Origin of the sequence: Neptuniibacter sp. QD37_11 (assembly GCF_047778105.1) — a bacterium.
In the GTDB taxonomy this organism is placed as follows: Bacteria; Pseudomonadota; Gammaproteobacteria; order Pseudomonadales; family Balneatricaceae; genus Neptuniibacter.
Window position 1 is genome coordinate 3,114,940 of the sequence record NZ_CP180552.1, and the last position, 16,638, is coordinate 3,131,577.

The 16,638-nt window shown below is 45.8% G+C and carries 20 protein-coding genes; 4 read left to right on the forward strand and 16 right to left on the reverse strand.

The annotated features are described in order from the left end of the window. The first annotated feature begins 23 nt into the window (after positions 1-23). The 3 genes from lptE (at position 24) to ACMXYT_RS14590 (ending at position 1,968) form a co-directional block, all read left to right on the forward strand. On the forward strand, positions 24-533 hold the full coding sequence (lptE, locus tag ACMXYT_RS14580; RefSeq protein WP_415911615.1) for an LPS assembly lipoprotein LptE: 510 nt from the start codon (positions 24-26) through the stop codon (positions 531-533). Between the two features lie 6 nt (positions 534-539). After that, positions 540-1,562, forward strand: a complete 1,023-nt coding sequence (gene holA, locus ACMXYT_RS14585) for a DNA polymerase III subunit delta (protein WP_415899261.1) — start codon at positions 540-542, stop codon at positions 1,560-1,562. Between the two features lie 73 nt (positions 1,563-1,635). After that, positions 1,636-1,968, forward strand: coding sequence for a c-type cytochrome (locus tag ACMXYT_RS14590; RefSeq protein ID WP_415899262.1), 333 nt, complete (start codon positions 1,636-1,638; stop codon positions 1,966-1,968). A 17-nt stretch (positions 1,969-1,985) separates the two neighbouring features. On the opposite strand, the gene ACMXYT_RS14595 is transcribed toward ACMXYT_RS14590, so the two are convergent. Then, complete coding sequence (locus ACMXYT_RS14595; protein ID WP_415882499.1) at positions 1,986-2,558, reverse strand: lysophospholipid acyltransferase family protein; 573 nt, start codon at positions 2,556-2,558, stop codon at positions 1,986-1,988. A 20-nt stretch (positions 2,559-2,578) separates the two neighbouring features. Then, the gene (locus ACMXYT_RS14600) at positions 2,579-2,971 is read right to left on the reverse strand and encodes a hypothetical protein (RefSeq protein ID WP_415899263.1); all 393 of its coding nucleotides are present in this window, start codon (positions 2,969-2,971) and stop codon (positions 2,579-2,581) included. A gap of 182 nt (positions 2,972-3,153) precedes the next feature. Between ACMXYT_RS14600 and ACMXYT_RS14605 the strand changes: the two genes are divergently transcribed. Further along, positions 3,154-3,702 carry an HNH endonuclease gene (locus tag ACMXYT_RS14605; protein WP_415899264.1) on the forward strand — a complete coding sequence of 183 codons (549 nt, stop codon included), beginning with the start codon at positions 3,154-3,156 and terminating at the stop codon, positions 3,700-3,702. 108 nt (positions 3,703-3,810) lie between these two features. On the opposite strand, the gene ACMXYT_RS14610 is transcribed toward ACMXYT_RS14605, so the two are convergent. The 14 genes from ACMXYT_RS14610 to ACMXYT_RS14675 all read right to left on the reverse strand — a co-directional run bounded on the left by ACMXYT_RS14610 (position 3,811) and on the right by ACMXYT_RS14675 (position 16,544). Further along, a complete protein-coding gene (locus ACMXYT_RS14610; protein ID WP_415899265.1) occupies positions 3,811-4,248 on the reverse strand; it encodes an OsmC family protein in 438 nt (145 codons plus the stop codon). Positions 4,249-4,501: 253 nt separating this feature from the next. Then, positions 4,502-5,485, reverse strand: coding sequence for a lipoyl synthase (gene lipA / locus ACMXYT_RS14615; protein WP_415899266.1), 984 nt, complete (start codon positions 5,483-5,485; stop codon positions 4,502-4,504). 6 nt (positions 5,486-5,491) lie between these two features. Next, positions 5,492-6,139: a lipoyl(octanoyl) transferase LipB gene (lipB, locus tag ACMXYT_RS14620; protein WP_415899267.1), complete on the reverse strand. Its 648-nt coding sequence runs from the start codon at positions 6,137-6,139 to the stop codon at positions 5,492-5,494. Beyond that, positions 6,139-6,417, reverse strand: coding sequence for a YbeD family protein (locus tag ACMXYT_RS14625; protein WP_415882505.1), 279 nt, complete (start codon positions 6,415-6,417; stop codon positions 6,139-6,141). Before ACMXYT_RS14625 ends, lipB begins: the two co-directional genes overlap by 1 nt. A 9-nt stretch (positions 6,418-6,426) precedes the next feature. Continuing rightward, the gene (locus ACMXYT_RS14630) at positions 6,427-7,293 is read right to left on the reverse strand and encodes an aminotransferase class IV (RefSeq protein WP_415899268.1); all 867 of its coding nucleotides are present in this window, start codon (positions 7,291-7,293) and stop codon (positions 6,427-6,429) included. Between the two features lie 80 nt (positions 7,294-7,373). Continuing rightward, positions 7,374-8,531 carry a D-alanyl-D-alanine carboxypeptidase family protein gene (locus ACMXYT_RS14635; protein ID WP_415899269.1) on the reverse strand — a complete coding sequence of 386 codons (1,158 nt, stop codon included), beginning with the start codon at positions 8,529-8,531 and terminating at the stop codon, positions 7,374-7,376. Between the two features lie 103 nt (positions 8,532-8,634). Beyond that, positions 8,635-9,465, reverse strand: a complete 831-nt coding sequence (locus ACMXYT_RS14640; RefSeq protein ID WP_415899270.1) for a septal ring lytic transglycosylase RlpA family protein — start codon at positions 9,463-9,465, stop codon at positions 8,635-8,637. Positions 9,466-9,483: 18 nt separating this feature from the next. Further along, entirely contained in the window at positions 9,484-10,668 is a 1,185-nt protein-coding gene (gene mltB, locus ACMXYT_RS14645; RefSeq protein ID WP_415899271.1) for a lytic murein transglycosylase B, read from the reverse strand. Positions 10,669-10,748: 80 nt separating this feature from the next. Further along, positions 10,749-11,888 carry a rod shape-determining protein RodA gene (gene rodA / locus ACMXYT_RS14650; protein ID WP_415898263.1) on the reverse strand — a complete coding sequence of 380 codons (1,140 nt, stop codon included), beginning with the start codon at positions 11,886-11,888 and terminating at the stop codon, positions 10,749-10,751. Further along, positions 11,888-13,795 (reverse strand): penicillin-binding protein 2, encoded by a 1,908-nt coding sequence (gene mrdA / locus ACMXYT_RS14655; protein WP_415899272.1) that lies wholly within the window; start codon positions 13,793-13,795, stop codon positions 11,888-11,890. Before mrdA ends, rodA begins: the two co-directional genes overlap by 1 nt. A gap of 15 nt (positions 13,796-13,810) precedes the next feature. Next, a complete protein-coding gene (gene rlmH / locus ACMXYT_RS14660; protein ID WP_415904520.1) occupies positions 13,811-14,278 on the reverse strand; it encodes a 23S rRNA (pseudouridine(1915)-N(3))-methyltransferase RlmH in 468 nt (155 codons plus the stop codon). 8 nt (positions 14,279-14,286) lie between these two features. After that, a complete protein-coding gene (gene rsfS / locus ACMXYT_RS14665; protein WP_415904521.1) occupies positions 14,287-14,619 on the reverse strand; it encodes a ribosome silencing factor in 333 nt (110 codons plus the stop codon). A gap of 9 nt (positions 14,620-14,628) precedes the next feature. Then, positions 14,629-15,279 (reverse strand): nicotinate-nucleotide adenylyltransferase, encoded by a 651-nt coding sequence (nadD, locus tag ACMXYT_RS14670; RefSeq protein WP_415904522.1) that lies wholly within the window; start codon positions 15,277-15,279, stop codon positions 14,629-14,631. An 8-nt stretch (positions 15,280-15,287) separates the two neighbouring features. Continuing rightward, positions 15,288-16,544 carry a glutamate-5-semialdehyde dehydrogenase gene (locus tag ACMXYT_RS14675; protein WP_415904523.1) on the reverse strand — a complete coding sequence of 419 codons (1,257 nt, stop codon included), beginning with the start codon at positions 16,542-16,544 and terminating at the stop codon, positions 15,288-15,290. Between the last annotated feature and the right edge of the window lie 94 nt (positions 16,545-16,638).

The following is a 16,638-nucleotide window of genomic DNA, read 5'->3' on the forward strand; positions in this document are numbered from 1 at the left end:
TAGTGCGGACTAAGGAGCAGATCATGATCAAACAATGGCAATCATTGACTGGAAAAATCATTCTGTTGCTCACTTTGTGTGGCTTCATGAGCGCATGCGGTTTTCAGCTGCGTGGCGCTCAAGAAGTATCTGCAGACAAGCAGCAAGTAACGATTGTAAAAGGCAATGCCAGTGGTGAGCTGCTCAAGCACTTACGCCAGAACATGAAGTTCAACGGTATCAAAGAAGTCTCTGGCGCCCCTTATCAAATCCAACTAAGCAATCATCGCTACAAACGTCGTGCTGCAACCATCAGTAGCAGTGCCGATGTGGATGAGTATGAGCTATCAGTAGAAGTTGTGATGCTAGTAGCAGACCAACAGGGCACACCTATAACCTCTGATATTAAGATCCAGCGCGAGCGTATTTATACCTACGATAAAAACGCCGCTGCTGCGAGCTCAGAACAAGAAGAGCTATTGCGCCGCGAGCTTTATAATTCCGTTGCACAATCAATTCTTCGCCGCTATCTGGCTACCAACAGCGTTCAATAAGCCTGTATGAAACTGCGCCCAGAGCAACTTAGCGGTCATCTAAAAAAAGGGTTATCACCGGTTTATTTGATTACCGGTGATGAGCCCCTACTCTCGGAAGAGAGTAGCGATCTTCTTCGTCACCACCTGCAACAACAGGGCTTTAGCGAACGCGAAGTCCTCCATGTTGATGGCAGTTTCAGCTGGGAATACCTACTGGAATGTGCCAATGCGCTTTCCCTGTTTGCTGAAAAGAAGATTATCGAGCTACGCCTGGGTAGCAGCAAGCTCAATAAGAAATCCAGCGAGATCCTGCGCGAATACCTCAATAATCCTGCACCGGATAACATCCTGTTTATTATTGCCGATAAACTCGATGGCACCGCTAAAAAGAGCGCTTGGTTTAAAGCGATCGATAGCACGGGGGTAATAGTTGAAGTATGGCCCGTAGAAGCTGAGCAACTACCCAACTGGATTCGTCAGCGCGCAGCACAGATCGAGCTAAAACTAGATGATGAGGCGATTCAGCTGCTTTGTGATCGCATTGAAGGCAACCTATTGGCAGCTAAACAGGAACTAAGCAAACTCAGTCTGTTGTTCCCAAACCAAGTTGTTACCGCCGACGATGTCATCAACGCCGTATCTGATAGCTCCCGCTATGATATCTACGGCCTTTCAGACGCAGCCCTACAAGGCCAAGCCTCTCGTTGCTGCAAGATTCTGCAAGTTTTACGACAAGATGGTACTGAGCCTCCAGTAGTGCTTTGGGCCTTATCCAAAGAGCTTCGCTCCCTAGCAGCGATCCAACAAGCACAAAACAACGGCCAATCATTCGATGCGGTATGCCAACGGGAACGCATCTGGGGTAAACGTAAACCCTTAGCCCGCAAAGCCTCACAACGCATTAGTAGTGCTCAGATCAACCAAGCTCTGCAGCAATGTGCCGAGGTAGATAAGATCGTTAAGGGCATGGCTGTTGGCGACGCTTGGCTATTGCTGACTTCAATCTCGCTAACCCTTTCTGGGCAAGCACTCGCACTTCCTAATTAAGCACTCAAGAACAGCTAGTTTCACCACTCTTCATCAGCTATGATGCGGTTAGATATCAATGAGATAGATAACCATGCGTTCACTCGCCTTAAGTCTATTATGCACAACAGCGCTTCTACTAAGTGGTTGCGACAGAGAGATTCCGCCAGAGCGAATGAAATCTGGAGAGGATCTATATGGTTACTACTGCAAAGAGTGCCATACCAAGCATGGCCCCGGCGCATATATGGAAAAGTTTGCCGGAAAGGAACCGATGGAAGCGTATAAGATTATTTTGATGATCAAATACGGCTATAACAAAGAAAAACACAGCATGCCGGTTTTTGATCAGCTTTCAGAAAAACAAGCAGATGCTGTAGCTCAATATGTAGTTAAACTTCAGCATTCACATATGACAGCTAAGTAAGCGCCCCCTTTAACTTATTACTGAGTGGGATGTAGATAATCCCCATATTGTTCAAAAATCTTTGCCAAATCAGCCTCATAATCGCCGCTGGTTTCGAAGCTACCTAGCACCCCTGCCTTCTTCTGCTTGTAATCGATAAAGCCCAAGGCAATCGGCACACCTGCCCCATGAGCAATATAGTAGAAACCGGATTTCCATTTATCCACTTTAGAGCGCGTGCCTTCGGGGGACATCATAATCCGCAGTTCGGCATGTTGATCAAATTGTTGCACCGTTGCTTCAACCATATTGTTCGACTTGCTTCGATCAACCGGAATTCCTCCCATCCATCGCATCAAACCGCCAAAAGGAAATTTAAAGATACTGTCTTTTCCCACCCAATAGAGAGGAACATCGAGTGAGAAAGCGACCATCAAGCTAAACGGCATATCCCAGTTTGTAGTATGGGGAGCACCAATCACAACACACTGCTTTAACTCTTTGGGGATATTACCCACAACCTTCCAGCCCAACAGTTTCAGAACAGTTCGAGAGAACCAGCGCAAACAAGGCTGAACCACAGGGGTGGAAAACATCGTTTTATGTAACATTACATCCCCGATAAAGGCGTTTAATTTGACTCAACAGCTATTATTTTAGCCTGACCATCAGCAGTTAGCGTCAGGTTTAACTTTACTTGGTGCCAACCCTGCGAAATTTTCACATCCTCAGCACTGATAGACTCATACCACTGCTGATCACCAATCTGCCAATCGATCAGCGCAGTCTCTCCGCGTAAAGGTCGCGCTTTAAATCGAAACGCGCAAAAACCATTTAGAGCTACCTGCTGACAAACAATTTTGCTCCTTGTGGATAAAACTTCGATCCGAACACTGGTTAAAGTTTGATTGGATAGGTTAGTTACAGTGATTTGATCAAGCTGGGTAGGTTTGCTTATTGGCTGCACATTTTGAGCACAGCCAGATAGCACGAATAAGATAAGAGGCGTTAGGAATTTGATCATAAGGGAAGTATAACGAGTCAGATAGTAAGAGTTAAATCATATAGAAGCTCATATCGCTTAACGTGTTCTCTCTACTGCATACAATTCTTTGGTGTTGAGATTGTTAGAAAAACAGTTCAAATTAAGCTAAGGCGAAATACATATCACATCACCAAATAATGCTCCTGTGAGATTAAAAATTCATGGCCGTATATAACACTGCATCCGATTCAGCTAACACGGCTGTTAGAGCCTTTCTTACAAAAGTTGGTGAGCATTATCTTGGCCACTCCTTTAATACCGGTAGCGGTAAGGGGAAGGCTCTATGGCTTTCAATTAGAGATGAAGACTTTAGGAATTGCTGCGGATATTGCGGAGAGAAAAATGACAAACTCCAAATTGAACATGTATTAATGTTCAATCGCGCTGAATTTGGACTTCACCATCCAGGAAATATAATTCCGTGCTGCAAACAATGTAATAAACGGGAACGCTTAGAAGATAAATCTTACTGCAACTGGGAGCAGCATCTCGCTAAGGTTTGCGATAATCGCGGGGAACCTGACAAATATGAAGCACGAAGACAGAGAATTATCGATAACTTTAAAAAGCATAATTACCCAGAACTTAATTCTCATGAAAAACATGCCATTAGAGTTATAGCTAGCAGTCTCTACAACAATATCAAAACGGAATCAGATAAATCCTTAGATCTATATAAAGAACTAGATAAAGCTTTTTTACAAAAATAGAGTTCAAAAGGGCCAAGTAAAATGTCTTAACCCTCTTTTATAGTCAACACACATTATGTAATGATGAAAAATCACCCTTAGCCAATTACTGTTATCGTTCCAAAAAACCTACCCGATATATTGATGTAGAACCTCAGTTTCCAACTTGATATTGTCGTGCAGCGGACAACGTACACAAACTCTATCTAAGAACGCTTGTTTCTCGGTTTCACTCAGATCAGCATCAATCTTTGCTTGAACGCTAATCGTCTGAAAGCCTACACGATCTTCAGTTTCTTTGCCCATAAGCCCCATTGGATTCAGATCACCATCGACTTGGATCTGCATGCTACGCAGCTCAATCTTTTCCTGATTCGCAGCAATTCGTGCGATTGAGCCGATACAACCCGCTAAAGAGAATAGGAAGTTCTCAAGTGGTGTAGGGCCTTCATTGGTGCCACCGCTCGCCTGCGGTTGATCGATCGTTACTTTGTGGTCACGGATATCTGCGTGGATTGCCCAACCCGCATTCATAGTGGCAGTCACAGAGATGGTTTTAGTACTCATAATTAACCTTAGTTTTAATCTTTACTGCCTTAGGCAGAATAAATATTAGATAAATCTAATATATAGATTTTTAAGTTATAAGGATAAGAACAAATAGCTATAAGAACAGCGGACCTAAGAACCAATATCAGCTATAACTACCAAAACCTAATCTAGATTCCTGCCTTCGCTGGGATGACCTTAGGCCACTAGCAATAAAAAAGGCCGTTCTAAAAACGGCCTTTGTGGATAACTTAACGTTAAAGGAGGGACATTAACCTACCTTTTCACCCTTCGCTTGTAGATCGGCATGATAAGAAGAGCGAACAAGAGGTCCGCAAGCTGCATGTTTGAAGCCAAGCTCTTTTGCAATGCGGCTAAACTCATCAAACTCCTCAGGCGTCACAAAGCGCTCTACCTTAAGGTGTGAACGGCTTGGTTGTAGATATTGACCGATTGTTAACATATCCACATCATGAGCACGTAGGTCTTTCATTACCTCGATGATCTCTTCATTGGTTTCACCAATGCCTACCATCAAACCAGACTTGGTACGTACTTCTGGGTTCTTAGCTTTGTACTTTTTCAACAAGCGTAGAGACCATTCGTAGTCAGAACCAGGACGTACCGCTTTATATAAGCGTGGAACAGTTTCCATATTGTGGTTAAACACATCAGGCGGTGTTTCTGTAAGAATATCGATCGCGATATCCATACGGCCACGGAAATCAGGTACAAGGATCTCCATCTCGATAGATGGAATACGCTTACGCGTTTCGCTAACACAGTTAGCAAAGTGCTGAGCACCGCCGTCACGGAGATCATCACGGTCTACTGAAGTGACTACGACATAGCGCAATTCCATATCCGCGATCGCTTCTGCCATCTCTCTAGGCTCATTCTCATCTAGAGCATTTGGACGGCCGTGAGCTACGTCACAGAATGGACAACGACGGGTACAGATATCACCCATAATCATAAAGGTCGCTGTACCATGACTAAAGCATTCGCCTAAGTTAGGGCAGCTTGCTTCTTCACAAACAGACGCGAGCTTATGCTTACGCAGCTTCTGTTTAATACTGTCCACTTTTGCACTGGATCCCATCCGCACACGTAGCCAATCTGGCTTACGCGGCATATCTTCTTTCTCAGTTGGAATTACCTTAATTGGAATTCGATCAACTTTGTCGGCGCCACGCAATTTAACGCCCTGCTCTACCCGCTTCTTCTTTACTTCGTTATTGTTATCTAATGACATCTAGGCTTAATCCAGAGTAGTTTGTCGAGTGACTTCTTTATACCCTAGCTTGGTAATAAGGATATCCAGAAGACGCTGCGTTGCCTCAACCTGATCAAGGTCAGAAGTTAACGCGTCAAGTTGTGTCATCGCCATACCGGCATAGCCACATGGGTTTATTCTTAAAAAGGGTTCTAAATCCATAGCAAGGTTAAGTGCCAAACCATGGAAAGAGCAACCTCGGCGAACCCTAAGACCTAAGGATGCAATTTTACTGTTATCCACATAGACGCCGGGCGCATCCGGCTTAGCGTAAGCGTCTATGCCATAGGACTGGACTGTTTCAACCACAGATTCTTCCATAATTGAAACCAGCTCACGCACACCTAATTTTTTACGTTTCAAATTTAGCAGTAGATAAACAATTGCTTGCCCAGGGCCGTGATAGGTGACTTGACCGCCACGATCCACCTGAACAACCGGGATATCCCCCGTACCCAGCAAGTGCTCCTCTTTACCTGCTTGCCCCTGCGTAAACACAGGCTCATGTTGCAGCGACCAAATTTCATCCACTACTGAGTCATCGCGCTCATTAGTAAAATTCTGCATCCGCTGCCATGTTGGTTCGTAAGGCTGTAAGCCTAAATCCCTGACAATTAGCTGATCAGGGTTCATCAGATCACCATTTTTACGCGATCAGACGCGATTAACGCTTCATGCAGAGCTTTAAGCTGCTCGACACTCTGCGCTGTAATTTTAAACCGCACGGATTGGAATGTGCCTTTACGGCTATCCTGCAAAGTTACCTGAGAGATATCCAGATCCGGAACATGAATCTGCACAATTTCGATAACGTGACCGCGGAAATCTTCACTATTTACCCCAACGACTTTAATTGGATAGTCAGGACATGGAAATTCGATCTTTGGCGGTTCTTGCTGCTTGTCTGTCATAAACTCTTTCTAATTCTCTGTTGGCTTACCGGTCATCAACTGGCGTTGATACTCAGAAAACTTTTCAAAAATTTTCCGCCAAACCGGACCTTTCTGGCCATCACCGATCTGATGGCCATCAACCTCAATTATAGGCACTATACCTCGGGTGGAACTGGACACCCAAACTTCATCCGCAGCCAATAACTTATCATAATCAATATCAATCTCCTGATATTGGATCGCATACTGGTCTGACAATTCGAGAATAAGCTCTCGGGTGATGCCACCTAAAATCTCTGAGCTGCGCTTAGGGGTATAAAGAACTCCGCGCTTCACCAAAAATAGGTTACAGGCTGAGCCCTCTGTTAATCTATCATCGCGAGAAAACAGCGCCTCATCCACCCCTTCATCTTTGGCCTGCTGTAACACAAGTATATTTGGCAGCAAACAGGTCGATTTAATATCGCAGCGATGCCAGCGTAGATCTTCTGTAACAATCGCTTTTAAAGGCACCACATCATCACAGCCCGCTTGCCAGATATCTTTGATCGGCGAGCAACAGGCAAAAATGGTCGGTTCTAAACTATCATCGTAAGCATGGCTACGTTTACCAGCACTTCCCCGTGTGACCTGAAGATATACCGATAGATTGCCGCCCCCATTCAGCTCAACTAGCTGATTCATGATGGCAACCCAATCGCAGTCACTTTTGATCCGTACTGCGCGCAAACTATGCTCTAAACGATCCACATGCTCCTGTAGACGAAACCCTATCCCCTGATAGTACGGAATCACCTCATAAACACTGTCCCCAAACAGAAAGCCACGGTCAAAAACCGATATTTTCGCTTCCTCTTCAGGGATGAACTCGCCATTCAGATAGACTGTATTCATATCACCTAAACGCAAATGCCCACATCTACGTATATAGATGTGGGCATCCGTGCAATTTTAAAGGGCTACGCTAAATGCGTTTAGCCAATTAAGCTAGAGAAGAACAATAGGATGGCATGCCAGATACGCTTTAATAAGCCTGCTTCTGGCACGGCTTCCATCGCTACTAATGGTACTTCCGTTACCAATTCACCATCTAAAGTAACGCGGACTTTACCCAACTCCTGACCTTTCTCGATCGGCGCCGTGATCACTTTGTCCACATCCATTGTCGCTTGTAATTTATCTGCCTGACCGCGAGGGATTGTTACAGTAAGGGACTCATCGATACCCATACGAAGCTGATCAGATACACCAGACCACACTTTAGCTGTATTCAGTACAACATTACTCTCATATAGTTTGTGTGTGCGGTAGTAACGGAAAGCATAAGAAAGTAGCTTCTGAGTTTCACGCGCACGTGCTTCCTCATCGCTCGTGCCAAGCACTACCGAAATAAGGCGCATACCGTCACGTTTAGCCGATGCAACCAAGCAATAACCGGCCTCATCGGTATAACCTGTTTTCATGCCATCTACAGTTTTATCACGCCAAAGTAGCTTGTTACGGTTTGGCTGGCGTATTTTGTTATAGGTGAAATACTTTTCAGAGTAGATGCTATACAGCTCAGGGAAATCATTGATGATTGCTCGAGCTAGCGTGGCAAGATCCGCAGCAGAAGACTTGTGACCTTCAGCAGGCAAGCCAGTAGCATTAAGGAAATTGGTATTTTGTAATCCTAGAAGATCAGCATGTTGATTCATTAAATCAGCAAAAGCAGCCTCACTACCCGCAATATGTTCAGCAACAGCAACAGATGCGTCGTTACCAGACTGGATAATAATACCTTTCATCAAGTCGCCTAGGCGGACCTGAGTGCCTTCACGGATAAACATACGTGAACCTTGGGTACGCCACGCTTTTTCACTGATCAACACAAGGTCATCAACGCCAACATTCCCTTTGCTTAGCTCATACTCAAGAATGTAGGCCGTCATCATTTTTGTCAGGCTTGCTGGTGCAAACGCCTTCTCGGCATTTTTAGACGCAATAACCTTCCCGGTATCGGCATCAACAACAAGATACGCAGTTGCTGCAATCTGAGGTTCAGCAGGTATTAGACGTGCTACTGCATGCGCTTGAAATGCAAACAGTGTCAGAAATAGTACGGTTATGTACTGGGAAGCCTTATTAAACATTGTTTTCCAGAATCTATTTTTAGAAATGAAGACCCGCCAGATCATCATTTTCTTAGGTTTTAAAAAGTCCACTTAAACGCCGTGGATAACTCTACTCAAGCGTTTAAGGGAAGTCCACCAGCCTAGGGTTCTTATGCCCCATCTGCTCAACTTTTTGGGTTAAATCAGACAACGAAGTATCCTGCTTCAACGGCCCAATCTGGACACGGTACAAGGTACGGTTATTAGTCGTCGTTGGACGAATCAATACCGCAAGTTCCGGCAGTAGTGGTCGTAGCTGACTTTCCACATATTCGGCTGAATCCCTATTGGAGTAAGCACCCACTTGCAGATAACGGCCTGCAATATTAGCAACAGGCTCTGGAGTAGCCGCTACAACTGCTCCAGATTTCTGCCATGCACGCGGGTCGATAGCTTCTAATCGAACTTGGCCAGTACCGTGTTTCAGAATATCTAACTTCGATGCCGCAGCATAAGACAGATCAATAATGCGGTTGCCGTGGAAAGGCCCACGATCATTCACCCTAACAATCACCTGCCGATTATTCGCCAAGTTAGTGACTTTTAGATAAGTCGGGATAGGCAAAGACTTATGCGCAGCAGACATCTTATACATGTCATAAATCTCACCATTAGAGGTTTTATGGCCATGGAACTTCTTACCGTACCAAGATGCTGTACCTGTTTCGCTGTAACCCAACGAACTATTCATCACCCAATACTGTTTACCAAATACCGTATAAGGGCTTTTATTGCCCCCACGACTCTTTGGTTCTACTTTTGGCACCGCATCTTTTACATGAGATACATCTACTGGACGATCAGGTGCTTTATCGTGACGCATTGAATAACGGCCACTATTAGTCGTGTTGCTCGTTGAAGAACAGCCGACCAAAGCAATTGCCAATAGAACTAGACCAATTTTTTGCAGCATAGCCTACTCTTAAATTTATTATTTTTTAGCCACTTGGCCTGCTTCCGCTTTCTCGTAAGCAGTTTTAATCTGCTCACTTAGGCGGTATACAGCCATCGCGTATAGCTTACTATGGTTATAACGGGTAATAACATAGAAGTTATGCAGGCCTAACCAATACTGCTCATCTTCACCCATAACTAAGCGCATCAAGATCGCTTTACCCTCTGGATCTAGATCCAGTTGCGGCTGAACACCACGCGCTTGCCATTCGCCTAGCGTGTGTTTAGGGATTAAACCTTTACGGCCAACGCTATACCAGCTCTCATCTCTTTCCTTTTGGAAAGACACAGAGCTAATCACAGGCTCACCCGGCTTCCATTTATGCTCAGCAAAGTAGTTAGCTACACTGCCAATCGCATCACGTTTATTCTTCCAGATATCACGTTTACCATCTTCATCAAAATCGATAGCAAAGTTACGATAGCTAGACGGGATGAACTGACCATAACCCATAGCACCTGCATAAGAGCCTTTCAGCGAAGTAATCTCCACCTGCTCTTCACGTACTAACAAAAGGTATTCTTTTAGCTGACCAAGGAAGAATTCGCTGCGACGTGGGTAATCAAAACCCAAAGTAGCTAGCGCATCTAATACACGATAACTACCAGTGATACGGCCGTAGCGCGTTTCAACACCGATAATCGAAACAATAATTTCCGCCGGAACACCGTAGGCTTTTTCCGCATCCATTAGCGCCTGACGGTTTTCCTGCCAAAACTGAACACCTTGGTTAATACGCTTCTCTTTAAGGAAGATGTTGCGGTACTGCCCCCAATTCAAGGTGCCTTCTGCAGGTCGGGAGATCGCTTTCAAAATAGAGGTTTGACGTTCCGCTTTACCTAACACATCACGCAGGTAAGCTTCTTTAAAGCCTTCGGCTTTCATCTCTTCGATAAACTGCTGTGCACGTGGATAATCCGCGTAAGAGCCACCGCGTACAGCCGCCAACACCTCTTCCTGAGTCATACGTTTCGTGGTTGTAGCTTTTGGCTTTTCAACCGCTTTAACTTCCGCTTTAGCTTCCTGCTTAACCACTGCTGCTTCTTTGGCTGCAGTTTCAGATTTAACCGCTGTTGGCTCAGCTGGTTTTTCCGCAGCTATACAGCCTGTCAGCAAAACACCCGCTGCGACCGCCGTTGATACAAGAAATTTAGACTTCATACCTGAAAAGCTCCCTTAAACACGTACAACATAAATAACACCCAAAACATCGGTCTATTAAAAATAACGCCGACACACTTCTACTTTAACAACATGGTGCGATAACTATGCACCGACATAATAATGCCAAATCCTGCCATCAGGGTCACAATCGATGTACCACCGTAACTCACTAATGGCAAAGGTACACCTACCACTGGCAGCAAACCACTTACCATGCCTATATTTACAAAAACATAAACAAAGAAAGTTAAAATCAGACTACCGGCCAATAATCGACCAAAACTATCAGGCGCACGAGCAGCTATCACCAAGCCACGCGCAATAATTAACAGATACAGGGTTAACAGTATGAGAACACCGATTAACCCCATCTCCTCAGCCACAACCGCGATGATAAAGTCAGTATGAGACTCTGGTAAGAAGTCTAACTGTGACTGAGTCCCGCTTAACCAACCCTTACCTGAAATACCACCCGATCCAATCGCTGTTTTTGATTGAATAATGTTCCAGCCAGAGCCCAGCGGGTCACTTTCTGGATCAAGGAAGGTTAATACCCTTTGTTTCTGATAGTCCTTCATCACCATCCATAACCCAGGTAGTGCAGCTGCTGCCAAACCTAATGCAGCAAAGATATAGCGCCACAGAATCCCTGAAAGAAGCAATACAAACACACCCGATGAGGCGATCAATAATGAAGTACCTAAATCCGGCTGTTTCATAATCAGCACGGTTGGAATACCCACCAGCATAAGGCTGATAAATATATGCTTAACACGCGGTGGAAGCGGCCTATGGGCCAAGTAAAAAGCTACAGTCAGCGGTAGAACTAACTTCATGATTTCCGAAGGCTGGAATCTGAAGCCAGGTAAGGCGATCCAACGCTGCGCCCCTTTAGCACCGACACCAAAGAGAATTACGCACACCAGTAGAGCGACCCCAATCAAGTAAAGCGCGGGCGCCCACCGTCCAAGGAATCTCGGGGTAAACTGTGCCAAGACAATCATGACAAAAAAACCTACACCCATACGGATGGCCTGACGGGTGACATAACCCATATCTTGGCCTGAAGCGCTGTAAAGGATAAATAAACCAAAACCGCACAGAGCAAGCAGAAGCAATAACAGCCAACCGTCTAGGTTAGTGTAACTCCACAAGCTTGGACGTTGACGCAGATGATCATGCGCCTCTGGCATATAGCGCTCAAACTCACGCCCCATCATCGTACTGCAACCTCCGGCTCTTTCTCTTCAGCAAAAGGATCTATACCGAGAAGGTAGGCATCCATGACCTGACGCGCTATTGGTGCAGCTGTACTGGAACCACCGCCGCCGTTTTCAACAATCACCGAGATCGCGATCTTCGGGTCGTCAATAGGTGCAAATGCTACAAACAAGGCGTGGTCACGGTGAATTTCCGCCAGCTTTTCAGCATCGTACTCTTCATCCTGTTTGATACCGACGACCTGAGCTGTACCGGTTTTACCAGCAATTTCATAAGCTGAATTAGCACCAGAGCTACGTGCTGTACCGCGCTTTCCATGCATAACTTCACGCATACCTTTGATAATGTCATCCCAATGCTTATCGTTATTTAACACTACATCAGGTAACGGACGTTTTACCCCCGCTATATCTGGCATGTATAAACTTGTCTCTTCACCTTCTTTAGCTTCTTTAATGCCTTGCAACATTCGTGGTGAGTGCCAAGTACCACGATTGGCAACAACCGCCGTAGCGGTGGCTAACTGCAATGGCGTTGCAACGAAGAAACCCTGACCAATACTCATATTAAGCGAGTCACCGGTATACCAAGGTGTTTTACGTGCACGCTTCTTCCACTCACGCGAAGGCAAGATCGCTCCGATTGCCTCTGGAAGGTCTAAACTCGTTACTTGGCCAAAACCAAACTTACCCAAGTAATCGGACATCGGATCTACACCCATTTTATGGGCAACATCGTAATACCAAACGTCACAAGATTGTGCCAGAGAATCATACATATCGACCCAACCATGGCCCGTTCTTTTCCAATCCCTATATTGACGCCCACCACGGGTGATTTGGTAAAAACCTGGATCAAAGACTCTATAGGATGGTTTTACTACACCTGTATCGATCGCGGCTAAAGCAACAATCTGCTTAATGGTCGAGCCGGGAGGATAACCACCGCGGATGGCGCGGTTAAACAACGGCAGATCTCTCGATTCCCTTAATGCCGAATAATCCTTCGATGAGATACCCGTCACGAACAGGTTCGGATCGTAAGCAGGGGTAGAAACTAAGGTTAGGATACCACCGGTTTTCGGGTCCATCGCCACAACCGACGCGCGTCGACCTTCCAATAGTTTTTCAGTGATCTGTTGCAGCCTTAGATCCAGATGAAGTACTAGATCTTTACCCGGTTTAGGATCCGTCCGCTCCAGAATACGCATCACTCGACCACGAGCATTGGTTTCTACTTTTTGGAAACCCACCTCACCATGCAACTGATCTTCATAGAATTTTTCTATACCGAGCTTGCCGATATAGTGGGTTGCCGCGTAGTTATCCTGATCAACTCGTTTCAGCTCTTTCTCATTGATCCGACCAACATAACCCATGGCGTGAACTAAAGACTCACCATAGGGGTAGTAACGGATTAGCTCGGCTTCGACTCGCACACCCGGTAAGCGATGGTAATTAACCGATATTTTCGCGATCTCTTCTTCCGTTAAACGGAAGCGCACAGGCACCGATTGGAAGGGGCGGCGACGCTGTTTTAGACGTTTTTTGAAACGCTCAACTTCACGATCGGTAATGGGGATCAGTGCTTGCAGATCGACTAGGGTTTTATCAATGTCTTTCACCTCTTCTTTAAGAAGCGTGACACTGTAACTAGGTCGGTTATCCGCTAACAACACCCCGTTGCGGTCGTAGATTAAACCTCGCGTCGGCGGTACTGGCTGAAGTTGAACACGGTTGTCTTCCGACATCGCCACATAACGGTCGTGCTCAATAACCTGAAGATAATAGATACGCCCAAGTAGAATCCCGAGCATAATGACCACGATAAAAAACGCCAAAGCCGCACGAAACTTAAATGTTCGGCTTTCTTTCGAGTGATCCTTGAGGCGCTCTGCTGCCATATTCCTAGCGTTCTTCTACTTGTGGTAAGGATGTCCCTGAATGACCGTCCAGGCACGATAAAGTTGTTCTGCTAACATCACCCGCACAAGCGGATGCGGTAACGTCAGTGCAGACAACGACCATTTCTGATCTGCCATTGTAGAGCAACGGCTATCCAGACCATCCGGGCCTCCAATGAGTAGACTGATATTACGGCCATCCATACGCCAGTCTTCTACTTGTGACGCCAGTTTTTCTGTTGACCAGTTTTTACCTAACACTTCCAAAGCGATAATTCGGTCGCCTTTAGGTATCGCAGCCAACATCTGATCTCCTTCCTGCTTCTTAGCACGAGCAACATCACTGCCCTTACCTCGATGCCCTAACGGAATTTCGATCATCTCAATCTGAAAATCTGCAGGTAGGCGCTTGGTATATTCCTGATAACCCTCGTTTACCCACGAAGGCATCTTGCCACCCACAGCTATGATCCGGATTTTCATAAAAAGTTCTACGCTTCTGCGTCAACGCCCCACAGGCGTTCTAGATCATAGAAGTCACGCGCATCTGGCATCATTACATGAACAACCACATCGCCAAGATCCACAAGAATCCAGTCGCTTACGCCCTGACCTTCAGAACCTAACGGCATCACACCTGCATCTTTCAGCTTAACAACCACTTCTTCGCCGATAGATCCAACATGACGCTTAGATGTACCGCTCGCGATAACCATGTAATCCGTTACGCTAGAGCGACCTCGAACATCTAGATCGACAACTTCTTTGGCCTTCATATCTTCTAGTGCTGTGTGCACTAGTTCTAAAACTTTTTCAGCTTGCATTATTTCACTTCAGTTAGTTAAACCGTATAAACGGTTATCTTGAATATATTGCCAGACCCCATCAGGAAACAGATAACGAGGCGACAAGCCCTGCGCTATGGTTTCGCGGATCTGCGTTGCTGATATCCCTAAGGGAGTCAGCTCATGAAACAGCACTTTGCCCGCCGGGAGCGCCATCGTCTGTTCCAAGTTTTGAGCTTTATGCTCATCTGTAAATTCTTTGATCTCACCCTCTGTAGGCAGATCGTAACCGGGCCGTTTTACTACAACGATATGGCAGTAATCGGTAAACTTATCCCATTCATACCAGCTGGGTAACGTCATATAAGAATCCATACCCATAATCATAAAGATTGGGCATTGATCACCTAATTCAGAACGTAATCCCTGCAATGTCAGGAGTGAATAAGAAGGCTGTTCAGAACTGATTTCTCGATCATCAGCACATAAACTTGGCTCATCGGCTACCGCCAACTTCACCATCTCTAAACGTTGTTCAGAGGTTCGACCTGGAGTCACTCTGTGCACGGGGGTTTTAGAGGGGATCAAACATAGCTGATCCACACCTAACCAATGCTGTAATTCCAGAGCCGTTCTCAGATGGCCATTATGGATGGGATCAAAGGTCCCACCCATAAAAGCAAAAGCGTTCGCTTTCATAATCTAAATTACTGACGGATGTGACCATCACCTAGTACAACGTACTTCTCGGAGGTCAATCCATCCAAACCTACCGGCCCGCGCGCGTGGATCTTATCAGTAGAGATGCCGATTTCAGCACCTAGACCGTACTCAAAGCCATCCGCAAAACGGGTTGAGGCATTAACCATTACCGAACTAGAATCTACTTCACGCAAGAAAGCGCGTGACTTAGTGTAGTTTTCAGTAATGATCGAATCTGTATGGTGTGAACCGTAACGGTTGATATGACGAATCGCTTCATCCATATCGTCCACCAACTTGATTGCCAAAACTGGTGCTAGGTATTCGGTTACCCAATCTTCTTCTGTCGCATCATTAACGAATGGCAACAGAGCCTTAGTACGCTCACAACCACGCAGTTCAACACCTACAGCCTGATAGCGCTCCGCTAGCTCTGGCAGTACTTCAGCTGCAATATTGGCATGCACCAATAGCGTTTCCATAGTGTTACAAGTGCCGTAACGGTGTGTTTTAGCATTTAAAGCAACGTTCACTGCTTTGCCTTTATCCGCCTGTTCATCAATATAAACATGGCAGATGCCGTCCAAGTGCTTAATTACCGTCACTTTCGCATCGCGGCTGATACGCTCGATCAAGCCTTTACCACCACGTGGAACAATCACATCCACGTATTCTGGCATTGTAATCATCTGACCCACCGCTTCACGGTCAGTCGTTTCAACAACTTGTACTGCATTTTCTGGTAAGCCCGCTGCACTCAAACCCTTACGGATGCACTCGGCTACCGCTTGGTTGGAATGAATCGCTTCAGAGCCACCACGAAGAATCGTCGCATTACCGGATTTTAGACACAGACTCGCTGCTTCAACGGTTACGTTTGGACGAGACTCATAAATAATACCGATCACGCCTAGCGGCACACGCATTTTACCTACCTGGATACCACTCGGTAGGTATTTAAGATCAGTGATCGCGCCTACTGGATCTGGTAAAGCTGCAACCTGACGTAGACCCTCGATCATAGTATCGATACGAGCATCTGTTAGCTCAAGGCGATCTAACATGGCATCGTCCAAACCGTTTGAACGACCATTGTCTAAGTCTTTTGCATTCGCTTCACGCAGTGCCGGTCGGCTACTATCGATAGCATCAGCCATTGCCAACAACGCCTGATTTTTTAGGTTAGTGTCTGCTTTAGCGACTAGGCGCGCCGCTGCACGGGCATTTTCACCTAGCTGAATCATATATTCTTGTACGTTCATTGCTGTCCTTCCTATCGATAAGCCCTTTATTATAGCGTCAGGGGCACTTGGGTTATACCTCTAATGCAAATCATATTCACCCTCGGTAGAATGA

Bases quoted from the DNA above. Each gene is read 5' to 3' on its own strand.
- lptE (WP_415911615.1), top strand. From the start codon at position 24: ATGATCAAACAATGGCAATCATTGACTGGAAAAATCATTCTGTTGCTC.
- holA (WP_415899261.1), top strand. From the start codon at position 540: ATGAAACTGCGCCCAGAGCAACTTAGCGGTCATCTAAAAAAAGGGTTA.
- ACMXYT_RS14590 (WP_415899262.1), top strand. From the start codon at position 1,636: ATGCGTTCACTCGCCTTAAGTCTATTATGCACAACAGCGCTTCTACTA.
- ACMXYT_RS14595 (WP_415882499.1), bottom strand. From the start codon at position 2,558: ATGTTACATAAAACGATGTTTTCCACCCCTGTGGTTCAGCCTTGTTTG.
- ACMXYT_RS14600 (WP_415899263.1), bottom strand. From the start codon at position 2,971: ATGATCAAATTCCTAACGCCTCTTATCTTATTCGTGCTATCTGGCTGT.
- ACMXYT_RS14605 (WP_415899264.1), top strand. From the start codon at position 3,154: ATGGCCGTATATAACACTGCATCCGATTCAGCTAACACGGCTGTTAGA.
- ACMXYT_RS14610 (WP_415899265.1), bottom strand. From the start codon at position 4,248: ATGAGTACTAAAACCATCTCTGTGACTGCCACTATGAATGCGGGTTGG.
- lipA (WP_415899266.1), bottom strand. From the start codon at position 5,485: ATGTCATTAGATAACAATAACGAAGTAAAGAAGAAGCGGGTAGAGCAG.
- lipB (WP_415899267.1), bottom strand. From the start codon at position 6,139: ATGAACCCTGATCAGCTAATTGTCAGGGATTTAGGCTTACAGCCTTAC.
- ACMXYT_RS14625 (WP_415882505.1), bottom strand. From the start codon at position 6,417: ATGACAGACAAGCAGCAAGAACCGCCAAAGATCGAATTTCCATGTCCT.
- ACMXYT_RS14630 (WP_415899268.1), bottom strand. From the start codon at position 7,293: ATGAATACAGTCTATCTGAATGGCGAGTTCATCCCTGAAGAGGAAGCG.
- ACMXYT_RS14635 (WP_415899269.1), bottom strand. From the start codon at position 8,531: ATGTTTAATAAGGCTTCCCAGTACATAACCGTACTATTTCTGACACTG.
- ACMXYT_RS14640 (WP_415899270.1), bottom strand. From the start codon at position 9,465: ATGCTGCAAAAAATTGGTCTAGTTCTATTGGCAATTGCTTTGGTCGGC.
- mltB (WP_415899271.1), bottom strand. From the start codon at position 10,668: ATGAAGTCTAAATTTCTTGTATCAACGGCGGTCGCAGCGGGTGTTTTG.
- rodA (WP_415898263.1), bottom strand. From the start codon at position 11,888: ATGGGGCGTGAGTTTGAGCGCTATATGCCAGAGGCGCATGATCATCTG.
- mrdA (WP_415899272.1), bottom strand. From the start codon at position 13,795: ATGGCAGCAGAGCGCCTCAAGGATCACTCGAAAGAAAGCCGAACATTT.
- rlmH (WP_415904520.1), bottom strand. From the start codon at position 14,278: ATGAAAATCCGGATCATAGCTGTGGGTGGCAAGATGCCTTCGTGGGTA.
- rsfS (WP_415904521.1), bottom strand. From the start codon at position 14,619: ATGCAAGCTGAAAAAGTTTTAGAACTAGTGCACACAGCACTAGAAGAT.
- nadD (WP_415904522.1), bottom strand. From the start codon at position 15,279: ATGAAAGCGAACGCTTTTGCTTTTATGGGTGGGACCTTTGATCCCATC.
- ACMXYT_RS14675 (WP_415904523.1), bottom strand. From the start codon at position 16,544: ATGAACGTACAAGAATATATGATTCAGCTAGGTGAAAATGCCCGTGCA.